Annotated in this window: 16 protein-coding genes; 8 read left to right on the top strand and 8 right to left on the bottom strand. The window is 40.5% G+C overall.

Features of this window, described 5'->3' with window-relative positions:
• Positions 1-26 precede the first annotated feature (26 nt).
• Positions 27-815: a transporter substrate-binding domain-containing protein gene (locus R8O70_RS20460; protein WP_005377324.1), complete on the bottom strand. Its 789-nt coding sequence runs from the start codon at positions 813-815 to the stop codon at positions 27-29.
• Between the two features lie 461 nt (positions 816-1276).
• Between R8O70_RS20460 and R8O70_RS20455 the strand changes: the two genes are divergently transcribed.
• On the top strand, positions 1277-1621 hold the full coding sequence (locus tag R8O70_RS20455; protein WP_005377323.1) for a DUF3316 domain-containing protein: 345 nt from the start codon (positions 1277-1279) through the stop codon (positions 1619-1621).
• A 610-nt stretch (positions 1622-2231) separates the two neighbouring features.
• Here R8O70_RS20455 and R8O70_RS20450 read toward each other — a convergent pair.
• Together R8O70_RS20450 and R8O70_RS20445 are read right to left on the bottom strand one after the other, a co-directional pair.
• Complete coding sequence (locus tag R8O70_RS20450; RefSeq protein ID WP_025768142.1) at positions 2232-3206, bottom strand: porin; 975 nt, start codon at positions 3204-3206, stop codon at positions 2232-2234.
• A 140-nt stretch (positions 3207-3346) separates the two neighbouring features.
• Positions 3347-4270 carry a LysR family transcriptional regulator gene (locus tag R8O70_RS20445; protein WP_005377321.1) on the bottom strand — a complete coding sequence of 308 codons (924 nt, stop codon included), beginning with the start codon at positions 4268-4270 and terminating at the stop codon, positions 3347-3349.
• Positions 4271-4648: 378 nt separating this feature from the next.
• Between R8O70_RS20445 and R8O70_RS20440 the strand changes: the two genes are divergently transcribed.
• The 3 genes from R8O70_RS20440 to R8O70_RS20430 all read left to right on the top strand — a co-directional run bounded on the left by R8O70_RS20440 (position 4649) and on the right by R8O70_RS20430 (position 10046).
• Positions 4649-5818, top strand: coding sequence for an efflux RND transporter periplasmic adaptor subunit (locus R8O70_RS20440; protein WP_025768141.1), 1170 nt, complete (start codon positions 4649-4651; stop codon positions 5816-5818).
• Positions 5819-5830: 12 nt separating this feature from the next.
• Positions 5831-8971, top strand: coding sequence for an efflux RND transporter permease subunit (locus R8O70_RS20435; protein WP_258624450.1), 3141 nt, complete (start codon positions 5831-5833; stop codon positions 8969-8971).
• Positions 8972-9116: 145 nt separating this feature from the next.
• A complete protein-coding gene (locus R8O70_RS20430) occupies positions 9117-10046 on the top strand; it encodes a LysR family transcriptional regulator (RefSeq protein WP_025768139.1) in 930 nt (309 codons plus the stop codon).
• Positions 10047-11280: 1234 nt separating this feature from the next.
• On the opposite strand, the gene R8O70_RS20425 is transcribed toward R8O70_RS20430, so the two are convergent.
• Entirely contained in the window at positions 11281-12180 is a 900-nt protein-coding gene (locus tag R8O70_RS20425) for a LysR family transcriptional regulator (RefSeq protein ID WP_053307039.1), read from the bottom strand.
• A gap of 112 nt (positions 12181-12292) precedes the next feature.
• Here R8O70_RS20425 and eamB point away from each other — a divergent pair, with 112 nt between their 5' ends.
• The 3 genes from eamB to queC all read left to right on the top strand — a co-directional run bounded on the left by eamB (position 12293) and on the right by queC (position 14242).
• Entirely contained in the window at positions 12293-12877 is a 585-nt protein-coding gene (eamB, locus tag R8O70_RS20420; RefSeq protein ID WP_005388201.1) for a cysteine/O-acetylserine transporter, read from the top strand.
• Between the two features lie 299 nt (positions 12878-13176).
• Positions 13177-13518, top strand: a complete 342-nt coding sequence (locus tag R8O70_RS20415; RefSeq protein WP_005377299.1) for a helix-turn-helix domain-containing protein — start codon at positions 13177-13179, stop codon at positions 13516-13518.
• A gap of 67 nt (positions 13519-13585) precedes the next feature.
• On the top strand, positions 13586-14242 hold the full coding sequence (queC, locus tag R8O70_RS20410) for a 7-cyano-7-deazaguanine synthase QueC (RefSeq protein WP_005377298.1): 657 nt from the start codon (positions 13586-13588) through the stop codon (positions 14240-14242).
• A 310-nt stretch (positions 14243-14552) separates the two neighbouring features.
• On the opposite strand, the gene queE is transcribed toward queC, so the two are convergent.
• Entirely contained in the window at positions 14553-15203 is a 651-nt protein-coding gene (gene queE, locus R8O70_RS20405; protein ID WP_005377296.1) for a 7-carboxy-7-deazaguanine synthase QueE, read from the bottom strand.
• A 216-nt stretch (positions 15204-15419) separates the two neighbouring features.
• Here queE and R8O70_RS20400 point away from each other — a divergent pair, with 216 nt between their 5' ends.
• On the top strand, positions 15420-16229 hold the full coding sequence (locus R8O70_RS20400; protein ID WP_005377294.1) for a Cof-type HAD-IIB family hydrolase: 810 nt from the start codon (positions 15420-15422) through the stop codon (positions 16227-16229).
• Between the two features lie 160 nt (positions 16230-16389).
• Here R8O70_RS20400 and R8O70_RS20395 read toward each other — a convergent pair whose 3' ends face one another.
• The 3 genes from R8O70_RS20395 to R8O70_RS20385 form a co-directional block, all read right to left on the bottom strand.
• The gene (locus tag R8O70_RS20395) at positions 16390-17835 is read right to left on the bottom strand and encodes a bifunctional NUDIX hydrolase/phosphatase PAP2 family protein (protein ID WP_005377292.1); all 1446 of its coding nucleotides are present in this window, start codon (positions 17833-17835) and stop codon (positions 16390-16392) included.
• 385 nt (positions 17836-18220) lie between these two features.
• On the bottom strand, positions 18221-19552 hold the full coding sequence (locus tag R8O70_RS20390) for a trypsin-like serine protease (RefSeq protein WP_017633778.1): 1332 nt from the start codon (positions 19550-19552) through the stop codon (positions 18221-18223).
• Between the two features lie 191 nt (positions 19553-19743).
• Complete coding sequence (locus R8O70_RS20385; protein ID WP_005377290.1) at positions 19744-20223, bottom strand: GNAT family N-acetyltransferase; 480 nt, start codon at positions 20221-20223, stop codon at positions 19744-19746.
• Positions 20224-20389 lie beyond the last annotated feature (166 nt).

The raw sequence follows: 20389 nt of genomic DNA, 5'->3' as shown, positions 1-20389 counted from the left end.
GCCGCTCCTCTACAATAACAAAATGATTACTTAACTTGCTTTAACCATTTATCGTCGTTAAACCACTTATCGTAAATGCGATCGTAAGTTCCATCGCCCTTAATTTGACGTAAATAGTTGTTTAAGAAGTTAAGCGTATCTGGATTTCCTTGCGGCACAGCCCAACCCAAAGGCTCGTAAGTAAACGGTTTAGCCAAGTGCATTAACTGCCCTTTGTTTTCCGCCACATAAATAGAGTTGTAAGGAAAGTCATAAACAAACGCATCTACCTTTCCGTTGGCAACCTCAAGTACCGCTTCAGACTGAGTTTCGTATAGATTTATCTTAGCTTTCGGAAGGTATCGTTTTACCGCTTGCTCACCCGTTGTCCCAAGCTTAGTTGCAACAACATATTCTGGACTATTGAGATCTCGGTAACTAGACACTTTACCTTCATGTTTGAGATCTACGAGAATGGATTGACCAATAACCACATAGGGATCAGCGAAATTCACCTGAGTATTTCGCATAGGTGTGATAGTCATCCCGCCCATAATCATGTGACACTTACCAGTCAACAGTGTTGGGATAATGCCATCCCATGAAGTGTTTACCGGAACAAACTTAACATCCATGGCACGCGCCATTTGCTTACCCAAATCGATATCAAACCCGATGTACTGCCCATTTTTTGCTGTCATTTCAAAAGGCATATACCCAGAATCAAAGCAGACTTTTAGCTCCCCTGTACTTTTGATGTCGTCTAAAATTGGGTCTGCATTAACCGTCGTCGAAACAGCTAACCCCAGTGCAGCAAAACACAATAACTTTTTCATGGATATTCCTTTATCATTTGTTGTAAAGTTTTTTTATACACGACAATAGAATAAAAAACCACAAACAATGACTTTTTAATCACTAGAATTTGTAGGATCGTTACTAAGCTGGAAGATCTGAATGAAAATCTACACCAAGCCATTGCAATTGAATTGCATGCATTAAGTGATTAAGTTGTAGGCAGGTCACTATAACGACAAGAAACATACGCTTTGACTGAATAGTCAGCGTTTCCGAGAGTGGTTTAATTATTAACGAAACCATACAGATATTCGCTTTTTCACATTGACCGTAATGTCAAAAGTGCTTGAGTTTTATTGTTGACAATTCTTCCATAGTCAATGGTCACAAATGTGATGTACAGCACATTTCTATAATGGCACTATCACCTTTGTCGAGAGATATTAACAAGGATTCGTTGGACATCTTGACTTTGTAATACAAATAAAAAGGTGACTATATGAAAAAACTAATGACGCTCTCATCACTATTATTATTCAGTTTATCTGCTACTGCTGGTATTCATGTCGAACACTCTACAAACAAAGTTGTTCTCAATGACTTTACGACAAAAGATGCCGCTTATAGCTCTGCGTTTGATCTTGTCGATGAATACCAAACGCTATCAAAACATGAACTTAGAAATCGTCTAAACATCATTGGAAGCGGTTTCCCTCGTGATATTGCAATCGATGATAGTAAGGTGAGAGTTGAAGAATACGCACTTAACCGTGATGAAGTTAAATATCGTGCAATCATAAACTTCGATTATCACTTCAGAACAAGTGACGGCGGTAAAAACTAAAAAATCATCTGCACCTTTACTTTCTTAGAGCCCTTCCTATTTTAAGAAAGTAAAGGTGTCTAATCACATTGAAACGACTGCTTTTCATAAATCGCTCTCTCCTTACATAAACAGTATCAATCCCTACCTCTATCGTTTACATAAAAATCATTTTTCCAATCTTCATTGAGATACATTTCGTCGTTTGGCGCTTTATCATTCACTTGGTTCGCCATATGGATTCCACATCACTTAAATGAAAAAGACCCTTGAAATTGAGTTCACTTTTTTATGAAGATTAACTCAACCTAAGATTGACAATTGTCGTTATATTTTTCTCGTTTATAGCAATATATAAAAAACTCTTTTTGTTTTAATTAACCATAAGACGTAAAAATAAAAAAAGGCAACAAGATACTTCTTGTTGCCAAAGAAAAAAATCATCATTCAAAAAATATGAAAATGAAAACTAGCAGTGGACTAGCTAACAAAACAATTATATCCAAAACACTTTAATAAGTAACGATCAATATAATCCATTATATATGGATGAAAATCAGCACTTATAAAATTACACCGATAAATAAAAAAGCCTGAAAATAGTTTCAGGCTTTTTATATTTATTAATTTTTTAGAATGAATATCTCGCAGCTATTGCAAGAATATCGTCTTCATTGTCTACATCTGTAATTCTGTATTCTGCTAGTGCTTTAAAATTAGAAGTCAAATCGTACTCTGCACCTAGTGAGTAGTAATCGACGACGTCTTCATCATCACGCTCTAGATTGTTATAGCCAACAAGTGCCCAAAGCTTATCTGTTATTTCATAAGTGGCAACTGCTTCAATACCGGTGTAATCAATATTACTTTCAGAACCATCTTTAGCCCAGTTTTCACCATCACTGTATAAAACAGAGGCATAAAACTTGTCGTATTCAAATGCAATAGCACCCGTTAGCAGCTCTGCATCTTCTGCACCCGATTGCCCTTCACCTTCGTTGTAACCAAGCGCAACTTTGAAGCCATATGGCAACTTGTAGTCCGCCGCCGCACCATAAGAGGCTGCATCTGTTGACACTTCATCGTTTTCAGCCTGATAGCTAACATGAATATTCAAACCTTCATAGCTTGTCGTTAGCTTAAATACTGAATCGGAGCGACCGGTACCATATAGATCCGCACTTACGCCAGCAGCTTCATTACCAAACTCCGGGAAAATATCCGTGTAGTCAGATACTAAAGTGACCGCACCGTATTGACGTCCATAACTTACTGTTCCGTAATCTGCACCAACTCCTACATAGCCTTTTCGGATATCAAATTCATCATCTTCAATCCCATCAGCATCTCTGCGATTAGACTTAAATTCCAACTCATATAAGCCGAAGGCATAAAGGTCTTCATTTATTTTAGACTCACCTGCAAGTCCTACACGAATGTAGCTATTATCTCCGTCTGCATTTTTATCATCAGAGAAATAATACATCCCTTGCGCTCGGCCATGAATATTTAATACTGATTCTTGATCTTCATAAACTACGGCTGAATTTGCAGCACTTGCAGAAAAAAGTGCAGCGATTGCGATCGACGTTCTTGTCATTTTCATTTAATTACCACTACTTGTGTTGTTTGAATCGAGTGAAATTATGAACAGTGGCAATTATTTTTAAAGTGCAAATTCAACCATATTCTATGGATAAATATAAACAAGCCCTCAATCTAAAACATTATGTCCTAGTACTCATATTAGTTGAGATAATCCATCCAAACAGGAGGCGTCCCTATTATTTTTTGAACAGTATCAATGAACAGTTTGGCTAATGGTTGTTGATTTCGGTGAGTATACATTGCATATATTTCCCCTATCGCGGGAAGATTATAATCAGGAAGCAACTGTACAAGATCTTGTTTACTCAAACTCTCCTGAAGAAAGAACTGCCCTATTAAAGCATACCCTAGATCAGATTTTACGGCATCGAGCATTAACTCAGTTTCATTCACGAAGTACTGCCCATTGATATTATACGTTCTAACGTCGCTTGATGACTGGCTTGGCGCTATACGTAGCTTATCTGCCTTAAAGTTAGCATTAGAGTATATTACTGCTGGCATTTTTATAAGCTCTTCTGGAGAGCTCGGGGTTCCATACTTGTCAATAAAACTCTTCGATGCAACCAGTGCCATATTATTGCTTGCCAACTTACGCACTATCATGTTGGACTCTCGGATTGGTCCGATACGAAACACAACATCAAAACCTTCATGGATAACATCGACTCGATTATCATCGAGCAGCAGCTCTACAGTAATGTTTGGGTACTGTTTTATAAACTCTTTAACTGCCTGATTTAAGTATGCTCTGCCAAAGAAAGTGGAGCTTGATATTTTCAGATTACCTTTCGGTTCATCCTGAAATGTAGCAGCAATACTACGAGTTTCAGTTAGAACCTCTCTTACTTTCTTAGCTTGCGCCACCATCTCAACACCTGCATTGGTCAGGGATAGCGAACGCGTGGAACGGTTTAACAGCCGTAAGCCCAATTCATCCTCTAGCTTTTTGATCTGTTTTGACAAAGCTGAACGATCTATATGATTTCTGTCAGCAGCTTTAGCAAAAGTTCCGTATTCAGAGACATCCAGTAGTAATTCAAGTTGGCTTGCGAGATCCACTGCACAATTCCTTATTTAGTTTTTATTCTTTATGTGATGGGAAATGGATTTTACAAAATTAATTTCAATTTTTTATGGTTCAAATTGCATCAGTGAATTGCAAATAATGCACGAATTAAAAACGCTTTAATTTTCGTCGCTATCTTTAGCTTCTGTTTAGTTATTCCTATCTATTATGGCTTATTACATTTAACAATACTCCACGTCTTTAAAACCCTAAACTGACCTTTTTCAAACCAAAAAGTGAGCATTTTGACCAATATTTAATCGTGCATTTTTATCACTACTCTATGTTCGCTGAGGGCCTATTTACCCATAGGTACAATGAATACAATGCCGTTCCTTTTAGTATGAACAGAATCATTTAGGGCGCGACAAATGTTAAAGAAAGTTTTCGGCATTGGCCTTTTATCCGTTTTAGCTGCTTGTGCAGACGAAGAGATAACCAAACAACCTAATACTCCCTTACCTACGATAGACGTCTCCAAAGTCATCTATGAGCCCGTTCAATCGTGGTTCACCTTTACAACAAGGCTTCAAGCCCCAGAGAAAGTTTCTTTAATGCCACGCGTTTCCGGAGTTATTGAAACGGTAGAATTCAAAGACGGACAGAGTGTCAACAAAGGTGACTTACTCGTCACTCTTGATGATCGAACCTTCAAAGCTCAGGTCTCACGACTTGAAGCGCAAGTTAAGAGTGCTCGAGCTGCGCTAGAGCAAGCAGCAAACGAACAAAAGAGAGCCGCCCAACTGGTTAAGCGAAAAGCCATCTCAGCGGAACAAGCAGAGGCCCGAGATACCGCAGTAAAGCAACGCTCTGCAGAACTAATGGCCTTGCGTGCTCAGTTAGAATCCGCAAAGTTAGATCTTGAGTTTACGAAGATATATGCCCCTATTAGCGGCACTATTTCAAGAGCATTCATTACTAAAGGAAACAATGTAAACGCAAATCAAAGCGTTATATCAAACATTGTCTCTAACGATCAGGTATATGCATACTTTGATGTCGATGAGCGAACTTGGAACCGTTACTTCTCGACAATCAATGCCGACTCTAACTTACCTACTCGTCTTGAACTATCTGGACAAAATGGGCAGGTGTTTTTTGGACGCGTTGACTTTGTCGACAACTCCATCAACGAAAACACCGGTACTTTGCAGGTTCGAGCGGTATTCGATGCAACAAAATCAAACTTAAAAGTGGGATCGTTTGGCCGAGTTCAGATATCAACAACCAAACCAGTTGAACGAGTTCTCGTTCCAGAGCGTTCTATTGGCACAGATCTAGAAAACCGCTTTGTATTAACACTCAATGAAGAGAATACGTTGCAATACAGCATCGTAACCTTAGGCGAACGTTACGGAACATTTCGTGCTATCGAGAATGGCTTGAACGCCGACTCAATTATTGCGGTAAATGGCCCAGCAAAAGTTGGCCCAAATAGCAAAGTCACACCAAAAAATGTCACGCTAGATATTAGCAATACTTCATTGATTATGGCTTCAAACTCAACATCGTTGCCAAACAAACGTTTAGCTCAAGACTAAGAAGACAACCGAATGAAATTTGCACACTTTTTTATTCAAAGACCCATATTTGCCTCTATGTTATCGCTATTGATATTAATAGTAGGCGCAATTTCACTTTTGCAGTTGCCTGTGAGTGAATATCCAGAGGTTGTCCCTCCTACAGTAGTAGTTACAGCAAACTATCCTGGTGCGAACCCAAAAGTAATCGCAGAAACAGTTGCTACGCCTCTGGAGCAAGAAATTAATGGTACAGAAAACATGTTATATATGTTTTCACAGGCAACCAGTGACGGCAGAATGACATTGACCGTAACCTTTGCTTTAGGTACGGACTTGGACAAAGCTCAGGTTCAAATTCAAAATCGCGTCACTACAGCTTTGCCCCGGTTACCAGAAGCCGTCCAACGGTTAGGAGTTGTTGCCGAAAAAGCCTCTCCTGATCTCACCATGGTTGTGCATATATATTCTCCAGATTCTAGCCGTGAAGTCAGTTATTTAGCTAACTACGCTAATTTAAACTTGAAAGATGAGATAGCTCGGCTCGGAGGCGTTGGTGATGTGCGCCTTTTCGGTGGTGACGAGTACTCAATGCGCTTGTGGTTAAATCCAGATGAGCTCGCTTCTAGAAATCTAACCGTAATGGACGTTGTCTCCGCCGTCCGATCTCAAAACCAACAGGTGGCAGCAGGCTCATTAGGTGCGCAACCAGCCGCTAATGAAAACCAATTCCAAGTTTTGTTGAACGTAAAAGGCCGCTTGGAGAATATTGATGAATTCAACGACATTGTAGTAAAAGTTGACGAAACAGGGGCTTTGACACGTCTTAAAGACGTTGCACGCGTAGAGCTAGGTCAAAACTCTTATGCACTGCGCGCCTTGTTAAATGGTAAACCAGCGGTGGCGATGCCCGTATTCCAGCGCCCTGGTGCTAATGCTATTGAGCTATCTAATCAGGTTCGTTCAACCATGGACCGTTTACAAACAGCCTTTCCAGCTGGAGTTTCATATGAAATAGCCTACGACCCGACCGTCTTTGTTCGTGGTTCGATAGACGCGGTGGTTCATACTCTGCTAGAGGCAATTGTACTTGTTGTTGTCGTAGTCATTTTGTTTTTGCAAACATGGCGCGCGTCTATCATCCCTATCATTGCGGTGCCTGTTTCATTAATCGGTACGTTCGCTGTAATGCAAATGCTCGGAGTATCGATTAACACACTTTCGTTGTTTGGACTTGTTCTCGCCATAGGCATCGTCGTCGATGACGCCATTGTCGTCGTCGAAAACGTGGAACGGAACATCCATAATGGCCTTGCACCACTAGAAGCAACGAAACAAGCAATGACCGAAGTTACCGGGCCAATTATTGCAATTGCTTTAGTGTTATGTGCGGTGTTCATCCCGACGACCTTTATTACAGGGTTATCCGGTCAGTTTTATAAGCAGTTCGCACTAACAATTACGATCTCGACGATTATTTCAGCAATTAACTCGTTGACGTTATCGCCTGCTTTATCAGCACTGCTATTACAAGATAAGAACGCAAAACCCGATCGGCTAACCAAGCTATTGGATGCGGTTTTTGGTAAGTATGTTTTTGCGCCATTCAATAGAATTTTTGAGTACAGCTCGAACCAATATCAAGCTCTGGTCAAGAAGCTGATTCGCTTTAGCCTTGTTGTTGTGGTGGTATACATTGCGTTACTCGGGGGAACGGCTTCTCTATTCAAAGCAGTTCCTGGAGGATTCATTCCTCAACAAGATAAGCAGTATTTAGTTGCGATCGCCCAACTTCCAGATGCAGCAAGTTTAGATCGAACAGAGTCCGTTATTAAAGAAATGGAAAACCTCGCGCTGGCAACACCTGGCGTAGCACAAACCATTTCTTTCCCAGGCTTATCGGTCAATGGTTTTACTAACAGTCCGAATAGTGGCATCGTTTTTGTTACGCTTGAGGACTTCGATAAACGAAATGATCCAACTCTCGGAGCAAATGCGATTGTTGCATCTTTGAATAAGAGCTTTTCAATCATTGATGAAGCCTTCGTTGCGATTTTTCCACCACCACCAATCCAAGGACTTGGCTCTACTGGCGGCTTTAAACTTCAAATCGAAGACCGAGCGAACAAGGGGTTTGATGAGCTCTTCAAGCAATTGAACTTGGTAATAAGTGAGGCATCAACAAGACCCGAGCTGATGGGATTATATTCCACATTTCGTATACAAGTGCCGCAGATGGACATCCAAATAGATCGTGAACAAGCGATGCTGCAAGGTGTTCCTCTAGAGCAGGTTTTTGATGCGCTTCAAGTTTATTTAGGATCATTATACGTCAATGACTTCAATATGTTTGGTAGAACATACAAAGTGAATGCCCAGGCAGACATGAACTATCGTCTCGAACCTGACCAAATACTTAACTACAAAGTAAGAAATGCTGCCGGACAAATGGTTCCTCTCGGCGCTGTACTGGAGATCATACCCACGATTGGGCCTGACCGCGTGATGCACTATAACGGCTACCCTAGTGCAGAACTAAACGGCAGTCCTGCTTTTGGTTACAGTTCTGACCAAGCCCAAACGGCTATTGAGGAAGTACTGGATCAAAACCTAGCAGAGGGAATGGTTTATGAATGGACTGATGTAACCTACCAGCAGATTTTGGCTGGTAACACGACGGTGTATATATTCCCACTTGTTGTTTTGTTAGTTTTCATGGTGCTAGCTTCGCAGTACGAGAGTTTAAAACTGCCATTCGCTATCATTTTGATCGTTCCTATGACCATTTTTTCTGCACTAGCAGGTGTTTGGTTCATTGGTGGTGACAACAATATATTCACACAAATTGCTTTGATTGTCCTTGTGGCTCTAGCGTGTAAAAATGCCATCTTGATGGTGGAGTTCGCTAAAGAACTTAAAGACAATGGCCAAGATACCTTATCAGCGATTTTGGAAGCATGTCGTTTACGTCTTCGACCGATTCTAATGACATCAATTGCATTTACCGCTGGTGTTATTCCATTAATGATTGGTACAGGGGCCGGAGCGGAAATGCGACAAGCAATGGGTATTGCTGTATTCTCGGGTATGGTAGGCGTAACGGTATTTGGATTACTACTCACACCTGTTTTTTACATGTTAGTGAGCCGAAACAAAAAACGTCAAACACTATAACCATAATATAAATACTCATTTAAATTCATACTAAAGGGAGCTATTGCTCCCTTTTCTTTTGGTTATTAAGTATATTAATAATTTCTAGACAGAGCAGAAGTTATACATGAAACTAATACGCTAATATCTAACGTGGATAAACATTGTGGATTTAGCAAATAAACTACACCTGCTTTTAGAAGTCTCTAAAGCTGGATCTTTTGCAAAAGCAGCAGATGGGATGAATATCGACCGCTCTGTTTTGTCTAAACACATCAAGCAGTTAGAAGAGCACTTAGGCGTTAGGCTATTAAACAGAACGACTCGCTCTCTTTCATTAACACAAGTCGGCAAGCAAATAGTAGAAAAAGCAGACCAAATATCTCAACTCCTTGATGATACTCAACAAATAGCGGAGAACTTTCAGACTGAGCCTTCAGGGAAAGTACGAATTTCAAGCTCAACATTATTTGGAAAACTCTATCTACAACCTTCGATAGAGAAGTTTTTACATAAGTACCCAAAAGCAAGTGTTGAACTAATGCTAGATGATCTTCATGTAGACGTGATTAGAAGTAATTTTGATATTGCTTTTCGAATCGGACCTATGAGGGATTCATCAATGGTAGCAAGAAAATTAGCAAAAAATACGACTGCAATCATTGCTTCTCGAAATTTAATTGAAAAACATGGTAACCCAGAAACGCCTGATGAGTTAGTTAAGCTACCTTTTATTATTTATTCAAATGGTAATTTTATTGTCGATAAACTTAAATTCTACGACAAAGCAAAATCAGATGGTTTAGATACATACCCAATATCAGGGTCATACATGGTCAATGAAGCTGAGCTAATAATTGAAAGCGTAAAGTCAGGTCTGGGCGCAGCACTTATAGGTCAATTTATGCTCCCTAACAACCTAGAGTCTTCTAATTTAGTTCAACTTTTACCAGAATATGAAACTCAAGATTTTGGTGATATTTATGCCATGTACTCACACCGTCAGCAATCACCATTGGTTAGGGCATTCATTGATATCGTTCAAGAAGAAATTGGCATACCACCAATATGGGAAAAGCATTTCAATAAAAGCTAGGTAATTCTATTTAACCAAAATTAACAGAAAATAAAACATCAAATAAAATCAATAAGTTAAAACAGGAATATTTAAGATTCATCGAAGTTTAATGTTAGGTGAATTAAGTTCCATTCTAAATGGCGCTTAATTCACTAAATATAAAACATTCTTGATTTATAATACTAACAAATCCATCACCTATACAAGTTACGATGTATATTAAAGAAAAACACACCTCGGTCACTAGTTTGTTAGTATATAAAATATCTTATCTTATTTTTTTGGTTATTTACACGTTAGCAACGATTTATTTTAGCGTACAAATGGACAAAAGCACATCGGAGAACTCTCTTATAGAAATGACTCAAATAGCATTTGTGCTTTTTTCATCGTTAATGTGTTTGTATAAATCTAAGGAATATCTTGAACTCAAACACATATTAGTAATAATGTCTTCATTTTTTATGGTTATATTCGTTAGAGAAATGGACTACCACATAGAGCAGTATTTCCCTCACGGTTCATGGAAGTATCCTGCTTGGATTATAATAGTCTCGGTCTGTTATTTTTGTTTTAATAACATAGTTAACATAAAAAATGAGGTAAAACTTTTCATTTCTCATTCTAGCTTCACGACATTAACGATTGGCTTTTTTATTGTTTTCTTATTCTCACGCTTTGCAGGGTATGGTGATTTTTGGGTCGAGTTTATGGGGAACTCATACAATAGAGACGTGAAAAACTTGGTCGAAGAAAGCTTAGAGTTACTAGGTTACGCGATACTTTTAAACGGTGTTTTACTTATTAAAGTAGAAAACCACTAAGTATAAATAAAAGTTCATAGCTTGTAGTTCAAGCTTTGAACTTTTTTGGTTAAAAAAAAGCAGCAAATTATATTTGCTGCAAATGATGAAAAAAAACAATATGCGTAAGTTAACTTCCTAGCAATGGATGCGTTAACGAGTTAATAATAACGAACCGTAACAATTAAGTCTCGTTGAAAATAATCCATAAAGAATGGAATTTATTACACTGTTAATTATGTAACCTTATCTAATCTAGTTATCACACGCCGTCGTTTTTATATCTTATCTCTTTCCGTCAATAAATAGCTCTTCACATCAGATCCCATTTATCATCCCACAACAGTCGGATTCAAAACAAAGCAATAAAAATCAATAAATTAGAAGTAGCCACTTAAAAAATAAAAAGGAGTAAAAACGAAACTATATCAGATAGAACATATTAAAGATCACCGACTCTGAGTAGAAAGCCGTTCATACTCGTTACGCATACAATCAATAAAGACTTCCATCGCCGGCGTCACACACTTCCCAGCATGATAAGCGCAGAGTGGCTTGATCATCTGTGAAAATTCGGTGAACTCAAGCTCTTGTAAACTGCCCTCTTGCAACTCTTTTTCAACCGTAAAACGAGGTAAGTAAGAGATACCAATATTACTCTCAACGCAATTTTTGATCGTATTAATACTGCTAAGTTCGATCATGTTGTCGATGCTAATATCACGCTCCTGAATAATGCTCTCAAACATCCGTCGAAAAAGGCACTTAGGGCCATTGCTTATAAACCCTAAATCAATATGTTGCTCTCTCTTCTTTAAATCTAGCCCTTTTAAAAGCGGTGAAGCAACCAATACCAGTGGCTCGTGCTCAAACTCGTGGACCTTGAGCGTATCGTCATTACCTACTCGATAAAACACACCTAAATCAGCTTTATCCGCTATCAACTCATCTCGAATCTGATAGCAATTTTGTGATTGCAGAGAGAGTCTGACATTGGGCGCTCTGATCCTGAACTCTTTTAAAACATTAGCCATCTTATAAGCAAGTTGAGTCTCAGCAACCAGCACTTTCAATTCACCGGTCGGCTCCGAGTTTTCTTGCTGTGCTGTTCCCTCAATATTTTCCATCACTCGCGACAGTTCATAGACGTAAGGCAGTATCTTTTCTCCTGCTTGAGTCAAAACCATCTTACGCCCTATTTTTTCGAACAGCTGCAGAGACAGATCTTGTTCCAACTGCTTGATTTGAAAGGTGACGGTTGATTGCGTGCAATAAAGCTTCTGTGACGCTTTTAGAAACGATCCTTCTTCAACAATAGCTTTAAAAGTAAGAAAGCGTTTTAGATTCATGACTAGACTCCACAACCAACAGTTCAATAAATTAAAAGTCTAAGTTTTAATTTATTCAATTTTTTAATCAATTGTAGCGAAGTATAGTGCAGTAAAAACAGGAGAGATAGAGATGACCGCCATCTACACCGCATTTTTTACTTACGTAATCATTACTTCAATTACACCAGGGCCAAACAACATTTTATCGCTCAGCATCGCGACGCAATATGGACTAAAACGCTCAACAAAAGTGATTTCGGGGATGTTTTGTGGCTATGTTGTTTTGATGCTACTTTGTGGCGCTTTCACGTATAACATGATCAGCCTCTTGCCCGTGATTACACCTTGGCTAACATGGATTGGAGCAGCTTATATTGTTTGGTTGGCTTGGGGGCTTGCTACGAGTGAGATCAAAACTTCATCGGATAATTCTAAAGGTATCAGTTTCTTAACAGGTTTCGGTTTGCAGTTCGTTAATGTGAAAATCATTCTTTATGGAATTACCTCTATTTCTACGTTCGTACTGCCCCACACTCAGAATATCTACTGGATCTTAGCGACTAGCCTCATTCTTGCTTTGATCGCACTTCTTAGCAACGTAGTCTGGGCCGTTGCAGGAAAGCTACTTCAATCGCAATTCCAGAGATATGGCAAAGTCATCAATATGAGCTTAGCAGCAGCTCTGATCTATTGTGCGACACAGTTATTTACTTAAGTATATAGTTGATCATCAAGAACAATATTGCTCTTCAACTTAGACGACTACGTTTATGTGAAGAGCAAATTCTGCTCTACAAATCGCTGCGGTTTCTCGTGCCCTTACTCGCTCCTTCATACGGCAGTTTTTGAAGAAGTAGATTCAACGTCACTTAATCAACCTAAAGATACGAAATCTTTTTTAGTTATACAGACACGGCCTTGGCGACCTCGGCAATAACTAAGCATTACTTAGTATACACAAATCAGAAAAACTAAGATAATCTTAGTCATCCAAGTCCTTCGTATGAACTTTAAGTGTTGTTTAATAATCCACTCCCAGCCCGCCTTAAGCATGCGCGTAAACAAGCGAATCTATCCCAAAAAGCACTGGGCATCCGTATCGGCATGGATGATAGTTCTGCAAGTGCAAGGATGAATCAATACGAAAGGGAGCGCCATACTCCCGACGTAAAAACGCTCAAACTTATCGCAGATGAGCTAAACGTACCTCTAAACTATTTTTTTTGTGAAGATGAAATCACCGCTGAACTTGCTGCGAATCTCCACAAGCTGTCAAATGATGACAAGCAAAGAGTGCTTGAGAGCACAGCCCAGTTGATTGCGGACGCAATCGTCACGAACAAGTCGAGTACGTAATTGGGATTAAACGCCTAAGAATACGTATCAATACTAAAGAATCAAAGAGCATAACTAAGGGTTCAACATGGCTACAACAAAAGCACTTGTGGTTTTTTCCGGTGGGCAGGACTCTACGACCTGCTTAATCGATGCATTAAATACATATGATGAAGTTCATGCTATAACGTTTGATTATGGCCAGCGTCATTCAGATGAAATAGATATCGCTATCGAATTAGGTAAGCAACTTAACATCAAAAGCCACAAAGTCCTGGATGTAAAATCAATTAATGAGTTAGCGATAAGCTCGCTGACAAGAGACAACATTCCGGTATCTAATGACTTAAGCGACGCTAACGTACCCAATACATTCGTTCCAGGGAGAAACATTCTCTTTCTTACTTACGCATGTATCCATGCTTACCAGCTTGGCATTCAAGACATCATTACGGGAGTTTGCGAAACAGACTTTAGTGGTTACCCTGACTGCCGAGACAACTTTATTCGCTCTCTAAATCTCTCTTGCAATTTAGGTATGGATAAAGCCTTCAATATTAAGACTCCTTTAATGTGGCTTACTAAAGCCGAGACCTGGGCTCTAGCTGATAAGCATAATATGTTGGAATTTGTTCAAAACAATACTTTAACATGTTACAACGGAATCGTTGGTAAAGGCTGTGGTGAATGCCCAGCGTGCCTACTGCGACAAAGCGGCTTAGAAGAATACTTAGCGAGCAAATAGTCTTTGTTAGCGGTAATAGCGCTGGGATAAAACCTTTTGCGTTAGCTTCTAAACGTTTTATCTCAGCGTGAAACTCCAGCCAACAGAGCTTCATTTTGATGCCGCCAGATTGGTGGCATCAATTAAATGCGAAACGATTGTCGAACCAAAGATAGCACCACACCACAACAGCCAACACTGCTTAGCTTTTACAACGCTGTAAATTGTTTAGATATATCGACAATGTTTCGATAGCAAAGCTACCAACGGCATTACTCGCGAAACCGGAATTAGATAGAAAAGCTACCTCGAATGATGACGAGTCTCTCGTCTAAGCAATACTCAAATATTTATGAGTTTGAACAGACAAACGCCAATTGCGGGCAATGCACGTATCAATACACAATTGCGTAGCACGAGGCTTCTGGCTAATTGGTTGTAGTGCAATGATAGTCTCAGCCGCTACGTTCGCATTTGCTAAAAGATCATCAAGGTGGTCGATGTCTTTCTGGGTGCCGACTGGATGCTTAATCTCATTTGCCCGCTCTAATGCGCTATTAAGCACTGGTAATTTACCTTTCATTGCTACTTTTGGTGACACTGTCACCCACGTATTTTCTGAAGTAATCACTTCTGATGTGCCACTGGTTTCAATTTGGCATTGGCACCCCATATCTTCAAACGCCTTTGTTAAAGGGCGCAGATCATAAATACAAGGCTCTCCACCAGTAATCACGATATGCTTAGCATTAAAGCCTTGCTGTTGATATTGCTCTACGATGTTCTCGGCAGATGCAACACACCACGTCGGAGAATCTTCCGTTTTCACCAGAATATCGCCTATTTGACGTTGATCATTCTCATCTGCATACCACGTTTGTTTGGTATCGCACCATGAGCAACCAACCGGACACTCTTGAAGCCGAACAAAAACAGCAGGGACTCCAGTGAAAACCCCTTCCCCTTGGATGGTTTCAAACATCTCATTTAGCTTATACAACGCAGAACTCACTCAACTCATAACATTTCGAGGCGAAGACCATAATGGACACGCGTGTCTAGGTCAATTTAAACCAAAAATTAATTGTTAAAATAGACCATTTTGTAGTTTCATAGCGTAATGAATATAGGTTTCTGGTTAACGTTAAACCAAGTCTTATTCACTGACAGCTCCCAAAAAACTTTAAGGTAAGAAATGATGTATAAACTGATCGCACTAGATATGGATGGCACGCTACTCAATAGTGATAAAGCCATTTCTGAAGAAAACAAACAAGCGATCGCAAGAGCTCGAGAAGCAGGCGTTACTGTCGTTCTCGCTTCTGGTCGCCCATTAGAAGGAATGCAAGACAAGCTCGACGAACTGAATATCCATTCCGATCGAGATTTTGTTCTTTACTATAACGGTTCGATGGTCAAGAACGTAGGCACAAACGACATCATCCACCAGCAAATCATAGATGGTAAAGCTGCAAAATTGGTGGCGCGAAAAGCCGAAGAGCTAGGTGCGTACGTCCATGCTTTTAGTCAAGTTCATGGTTTAATCACCAACGAGCACAACTCTTACACCGATATTGAAGCAAAGATAAATGGCTTAAATGTCACCGAGATGAACTTCGAATCACTAGAAGACGATCATCCAATCATCAAAGCTATGATGGTTGCAGAGCCAAGCAAACTAACAGAAGTTATAGCAGCACTGCCAGCTGAAATGCGCGAAGCGTTTACGGTTGTTCAAAGCGCTCCGTTTTTCCTTGAGTTTCTTAACCCTGCGAGCAACAAAGGTATTGGTGTTGCCGCAATTGCCGAGTATCTGGGAATTAAACCGGAAGAAGTTATCTGTATGGGTGACGCAGAAAATGACCACCACATGCTGAAATACGCTGGCCTTGGTATCGCGATGGCAAATGCAATGGAAGAAACCAAGCAAATCGCTGACTACATTACGGCAAGTAATGATGAGCACGGTGTCGCTAAAGCTATAGAAAAGTTCGTGCTCAATGCATAGCCCTTTCCGCCATGTCTGTTGCGTTAAGCTTCTTACGTTTAACACCCCTAGCCGTCCAAGATAGGCAAGCGGCGTTTTTCGTGGACTAAACGTGTAAAAGCCTTGCTGTAATGCAAGGCTTTGTTTTTACTCAAATACTAATAGATAACAAATACAGCCATCAATCTAGCAACGTTTTGCTCGGTTGGTTTTCACAAGTCAGCTTCCTTGCAAGCAGCATAAATAACAACATTAATAATGGATAATGTAACGTCGACAAGACTAATGACCACAAACCGCTAAACGATACGATAATAGCCGAGTACAAATAGAGTTGATCAACAAGCAACAATGCCAGCGTTACAAAGATCATCTGCCGAGTATCTAAATGTGCTTTCGACTCTTTAAATGTCATGACCAACGCTGATGCAGTGATTAAAATTGCTAGCCAGCGACCAAACACAGGTAATGGCCAGATGACGGAGATGACCGCTGTTGCCGCAGTCATAATGAACCAGACGCCTTTTGAGCTTAGAACTTGATCAACGTTCACATCTTGATTTGTTTCCAGTCGAAGAACATGCCAAGCCACCAAGCTGCCTAACAGCGCGCCAAATAACATATCTAAAATAAAGGCACTGCCGAGGAAAAACTTACCTAACACCACAGTAAGAGTGATGAACACGAAGACTGCCGTTGTTCCATTCAAACCAAAATACTGGGTTCTATGAAACAAGAACGTCAGCACACAAAACCACACAGCGATAGGCAAGCTAGGAAAACTAAAGCCAAAGCTGTGCGTTAACTCCATCATTGGTATATAGACATGTGGGCGCGGTAGCGAAAAGCCTTGTTGAGCGACAAGCACCATAAGCGACGTTGCACTAATTGCGAAAAAGAGTCGGTACACAAACCGGCTACCAAAGCGCATCATGGCAAAAGGAAATAGAAAGAGTAGTACCGTCGGTTCTGTCAGATCTATAACGAGTTTCGAGATCTGACTAGCTACCTCGTAACTCGTTTCTGACAACGCCCCTACCCAACTCTGTAAATCTATCAGCCACGCCAATTCAACCTGACGAAATGAAGGCGCGGATTCGATCAACTGAGTCACATAAGATACTGATTGCTTGGTAGCTTGATCAAAAAACTGAGTGGCTTGTGGCCATTGCTCAGGATAACGATATAAAGATGATGGTAATTCAGATGGGCTAAGCAACATCGCTGACGCAACTTCTACTCCATAATGAGGGGCAAACCAAATAGGCAGTTCATTTCCACCTAAAGAATTATTCATAGAAAAAGCGATAATGTCAGAGTCTGATATACAGTCGTAAAAAACCGCAGTGTCCGTTCTGCCAAGCTCCTCTCCAACCGTAACCACTATACCGGTTTCTTCCCACGTTTCTCGTTGAGCAGCAACTTGTGGAGACTCACCATCAATAATGGTTCCGCCAGGTAGAGAAATCTTATCCGTTAATACTTCATGAACTAACACTAACTTGTCATCAGCGCGAACAATACAGAGCGCTCCTTTAACTTCGCTCGCAGTGGCTTTAGCCGTAGAGATCGGTGAAACAGGTAACAAAATAAAACAAAGGATGAGTAATAACAGCTGTCTCAACACAAAATATGACCTTAAATAAACATAATGATAACCAATGAATCATGGCAGTTAATCTTATCTTTTTCGACAAAAATTAAGTAACGAGTTATGCCAAACTGAGTTGATCGCGTAAAACCTGATCTCAACGCTCACTGGAGAATAATTTAATGCAAACCTGACAAAAATCAGACAAAACATAAAATGTTGATCGCAATTCTGCCAGTTATATAAAGATAACGTCAGGACAAAGTCATACACATTTTGTGGGTTCTCATAGTTGACACAATAAAAAAGGGCTTATTATTCGCAAACAATAAACCCTAGTTATGATAACTATGTACTGATCGTTGAAACCAAGAATGAATCTTATCTCATGGTCAACGAATCAAGTTCACTGGCCCGATAGTTAGTTAGACTTGCAATTCGCATCGCCTACTTTTTGCCAAACACCCCAAGGCCCTGAGTCTGCTGGATTATCACCTTGAGTCCACCACTGCGCTTGCCAAACTTTACCATTCCAAGTAACCGTATCTCCTTTGAGATACACTAAGCTGGCTTGCCATACAGTTGTACAGCTATCTGTGGGAGGCGTTGTCACCGTTTTCGCTTGAGCGGATACTAACGCTTGGTATTGTGTGCTGGTCTTATCAACGTTGAAGTTCAAAGCCACTCTTGCTTCTCCGCTCTGAGTAGCACCAAATTCAACATCAACACGACAACTTGCATTCATTGCTAACGTCGCCTGAGAGCACTGATCATTGGCAATAACAGCTGCATCAGTAACACCCGAAGCAAACGCGCGAACATTTTCCACAGTGAAGGTGGTGCTCCCTGAATTCTGGATAACAAAGCTATGTTGCTGTAACTCCCCAACATTAAATGATGCCAGTGTCTGTTCGGTGGTGTATCCAACAGAAACATTTTCTTTTGGTGGTGTTGCTGTTCCGATAACACCATCGACAAAATTGCGCATAGCAGCGATATCGCTATAAACCCCATACATACCAGGACGAGCACAACCTATTCCCCAACTGACCACACCAAGTTGAGTGATTACACCACTGCGATTAATAACGATTGGACCACCACTATCTCCCTGACAAGAATCTATCCCACCTTGAGGAATACCCGCACAGAATGACACTTCTCCAACCGTTGTGTAGTTGCCACCGGCTTGACGGCAAGTCATATCCGACACAAGTGGGACGTCAACCTCTTGCAATCGAGACGGAGAGCTTCCTCCTTCAGAAGTTCGCCCTAAGCCAGCAACACTAAGCCAATCTCCGATGCTCGCGTATTGCGTTAGACTACCATTCGCAATCTCAACTGAAGAAACACCTTGAGGCACAGAGTCGAGCTTCAATACCGCGAGGTCATGAGAAAGCGTCGCGCGGCGATATGCCGGGTGCATATGGATCTCACTGACGTTTGCACGAACACCATCACTACCGTTATAAACAACGCCACCGATTTTAACCGCAATCTGACTCGGAGAATCACCCTCAACACAATGTGCAGCAGTCAGGACGTAACCATTCCCGATATAACTGGCCCCACAATACGATCGGTTACCATAACGACTAACAATTTGGGTGTAGAATTTCCAGTCACGTGGGTCGGCAGTTACTCCGCCTACGATCTGGGGTTGGATAGTGTGATTTTGCGTCTGTGACAAATCATCAGCACTTGCGAACATTGGCAAAACGGCTAAAGCAAGTAACGATTTTGTTAGTTTCAAAATATTGTCCTCTTGTTTTTGTAAGCACGATCCTCGTGCTACTAATAAACAAGCAGACAAAAACGCCGATACCAATGTGGGTGCATATCAATTTATTAACATTGCGAGCAACTTATAGAGAAAAGTCTATTGACGAACTGAATGATTTCAATTCGAATGAACCTAAATCACAATATTAAAGTTAAATACGATTATTCGTTCAGCGGTTTTCTTAAATAGTGGATATGATGTGCAAATCCTTGTTTTTCATACAAAGATATTGCGCCCTGGTTAAAATGCCATACTTCAACAAACATCTGTTTTGCACCGTAATCAGAGAACGTTGACTCAATTTTATTAATCAAAGCCTGCGCCGTACCTTGTTTTCGATATTCAGGCAGCACATAGAGCTCATCCACGCTTCCCATCATAACTGGCTGGCTGACGGTAGAAATAAGTTCACAGAAGTGACCAGAAATAAAGCCAATAATTTCATCTCCTTGTTTTGCTACGTAAACAAGGCACTCAGGGTCGTCAATATATCGAGCAATGCTTTTTTCTTGTTCTATCTCCTCTGCCGTTTTGAAAAGCTCAGGAGATTGAAGATGATGCTCATCATGAAGCTCGAACATAAGATCGTTGAGCAACTCTAGGTCGCTAAAACACGCAGGTTTAATCGCAAACGTGGTCATACAAAGGGTCACTAAAAATGGAATGGCTGTAGTTTGTGAGGAAAACGTCGTATTGGCAAGTCACAAATGCTTTCACGATACGTTTGTACTGTTTGAACAACAAAAAGGCCCCTGTACTTAATAAACGTACAGAGGCAGAACCAACCTACAGAGTTCGAGGATCAGG

This window comes from Vibrio sp. 779(2023) (genome assembly GCF_033344285.1).
Taxonomy (GTDB): domain Bacteria; phylum Pseudomonadota; class Gammaproteobacteria; order Enterobacterales; family Vibrionaceae; genus Vibrio; species Vibrio alginolyticus.
The sequence above is the reverse complement of the archived record's forward strand: the minus strand, read 5'-3'. Positions and strand labels throughout refer to the sequence as shown.

What these genes read in the sequence shown, in the direction of transcription:
- eamB (WP_005388201.1), top strand. Translation starts at nt 12,293, where the DNA reads ATGACCGCCATCTACACCGCATTTTTTACTTACGTAATCATTACTTCA.
- queC (WP_005377298.1), top strand. Translation starts at nt 13,586, where the DNA reads ATGGCTACAACAAAAGCACTTGTGGTTTTTTCCGGTGGGCAGGACTCT.
- R8O70_RS20400 (WP_005377294.1), top strand. Translation starts at nt 15,420, where the DNA reads ATGTATAAACTGATCGCACTAGATATGGATGGCACGCTACTCAATAGT.
- queE (WP_005377296.1), bottom strand. Translation starts at nt 15,203, where the DNA reads ATGTTTGAAACCATCCAAGGGGAAGGGGTTTTCACTGGAGTCCCTGCT.
- R8O70_RS20460 (WP_005377324.1), bottom strand. Translation starts at nt 815, where the DNA reads ATGAAAAAGTTATTGTGTTTTGCTGCACTGGGGTTAGCTGTTTCGACG.
- R8O70_RS20425 (WP_053307039.1), bottom strand. Translation starts at nt 12,180, where the DNA reads ATGAATCTAAAACGCTTTCTTACTTTTAAAGCTATTGTTGAAGAAGGA.
- R8O70_RS20440 (WP_025768141.1), top strand. Translation starts at nt 4,649, where the DNA reads ATGTTAAAGAAAGTTTTCGGCATTGGCCTTTTATCCGTTTTAGCTGCT.
- R8O70_RS20385 (WP_005377290.1), bottom strand. Translation starts at nt 20,223, where the DNA reads ATGACCACGTTTGCGATTAAACCTGCGTGTTTTAGCGACCTAGAGTTG.
- R8O70_RS20450 (WP_025768142.1), bottom strand. Translation starts at nt 3,206, where the DNA reads ATGAAAATGACAAGAACGTCGATCGCAATCGCTGCACTTTTTTCTGCA.
- R8O70_RS20435 (WP_258624450.1), top strand. Translation starts at nt 5,831, where the DNA reads ATGAAATTTGCACACTTTTTTATTCAAAGACCCATATTTGCCTCTATG.
- R8O70_RS20455 (WP_005377323.1), top strand. Translation starts at nt 1,277, where the DNA reads ATGAAAAAACTAATGACGCTCTCATCACTATTATTATTCAGTTTATCT.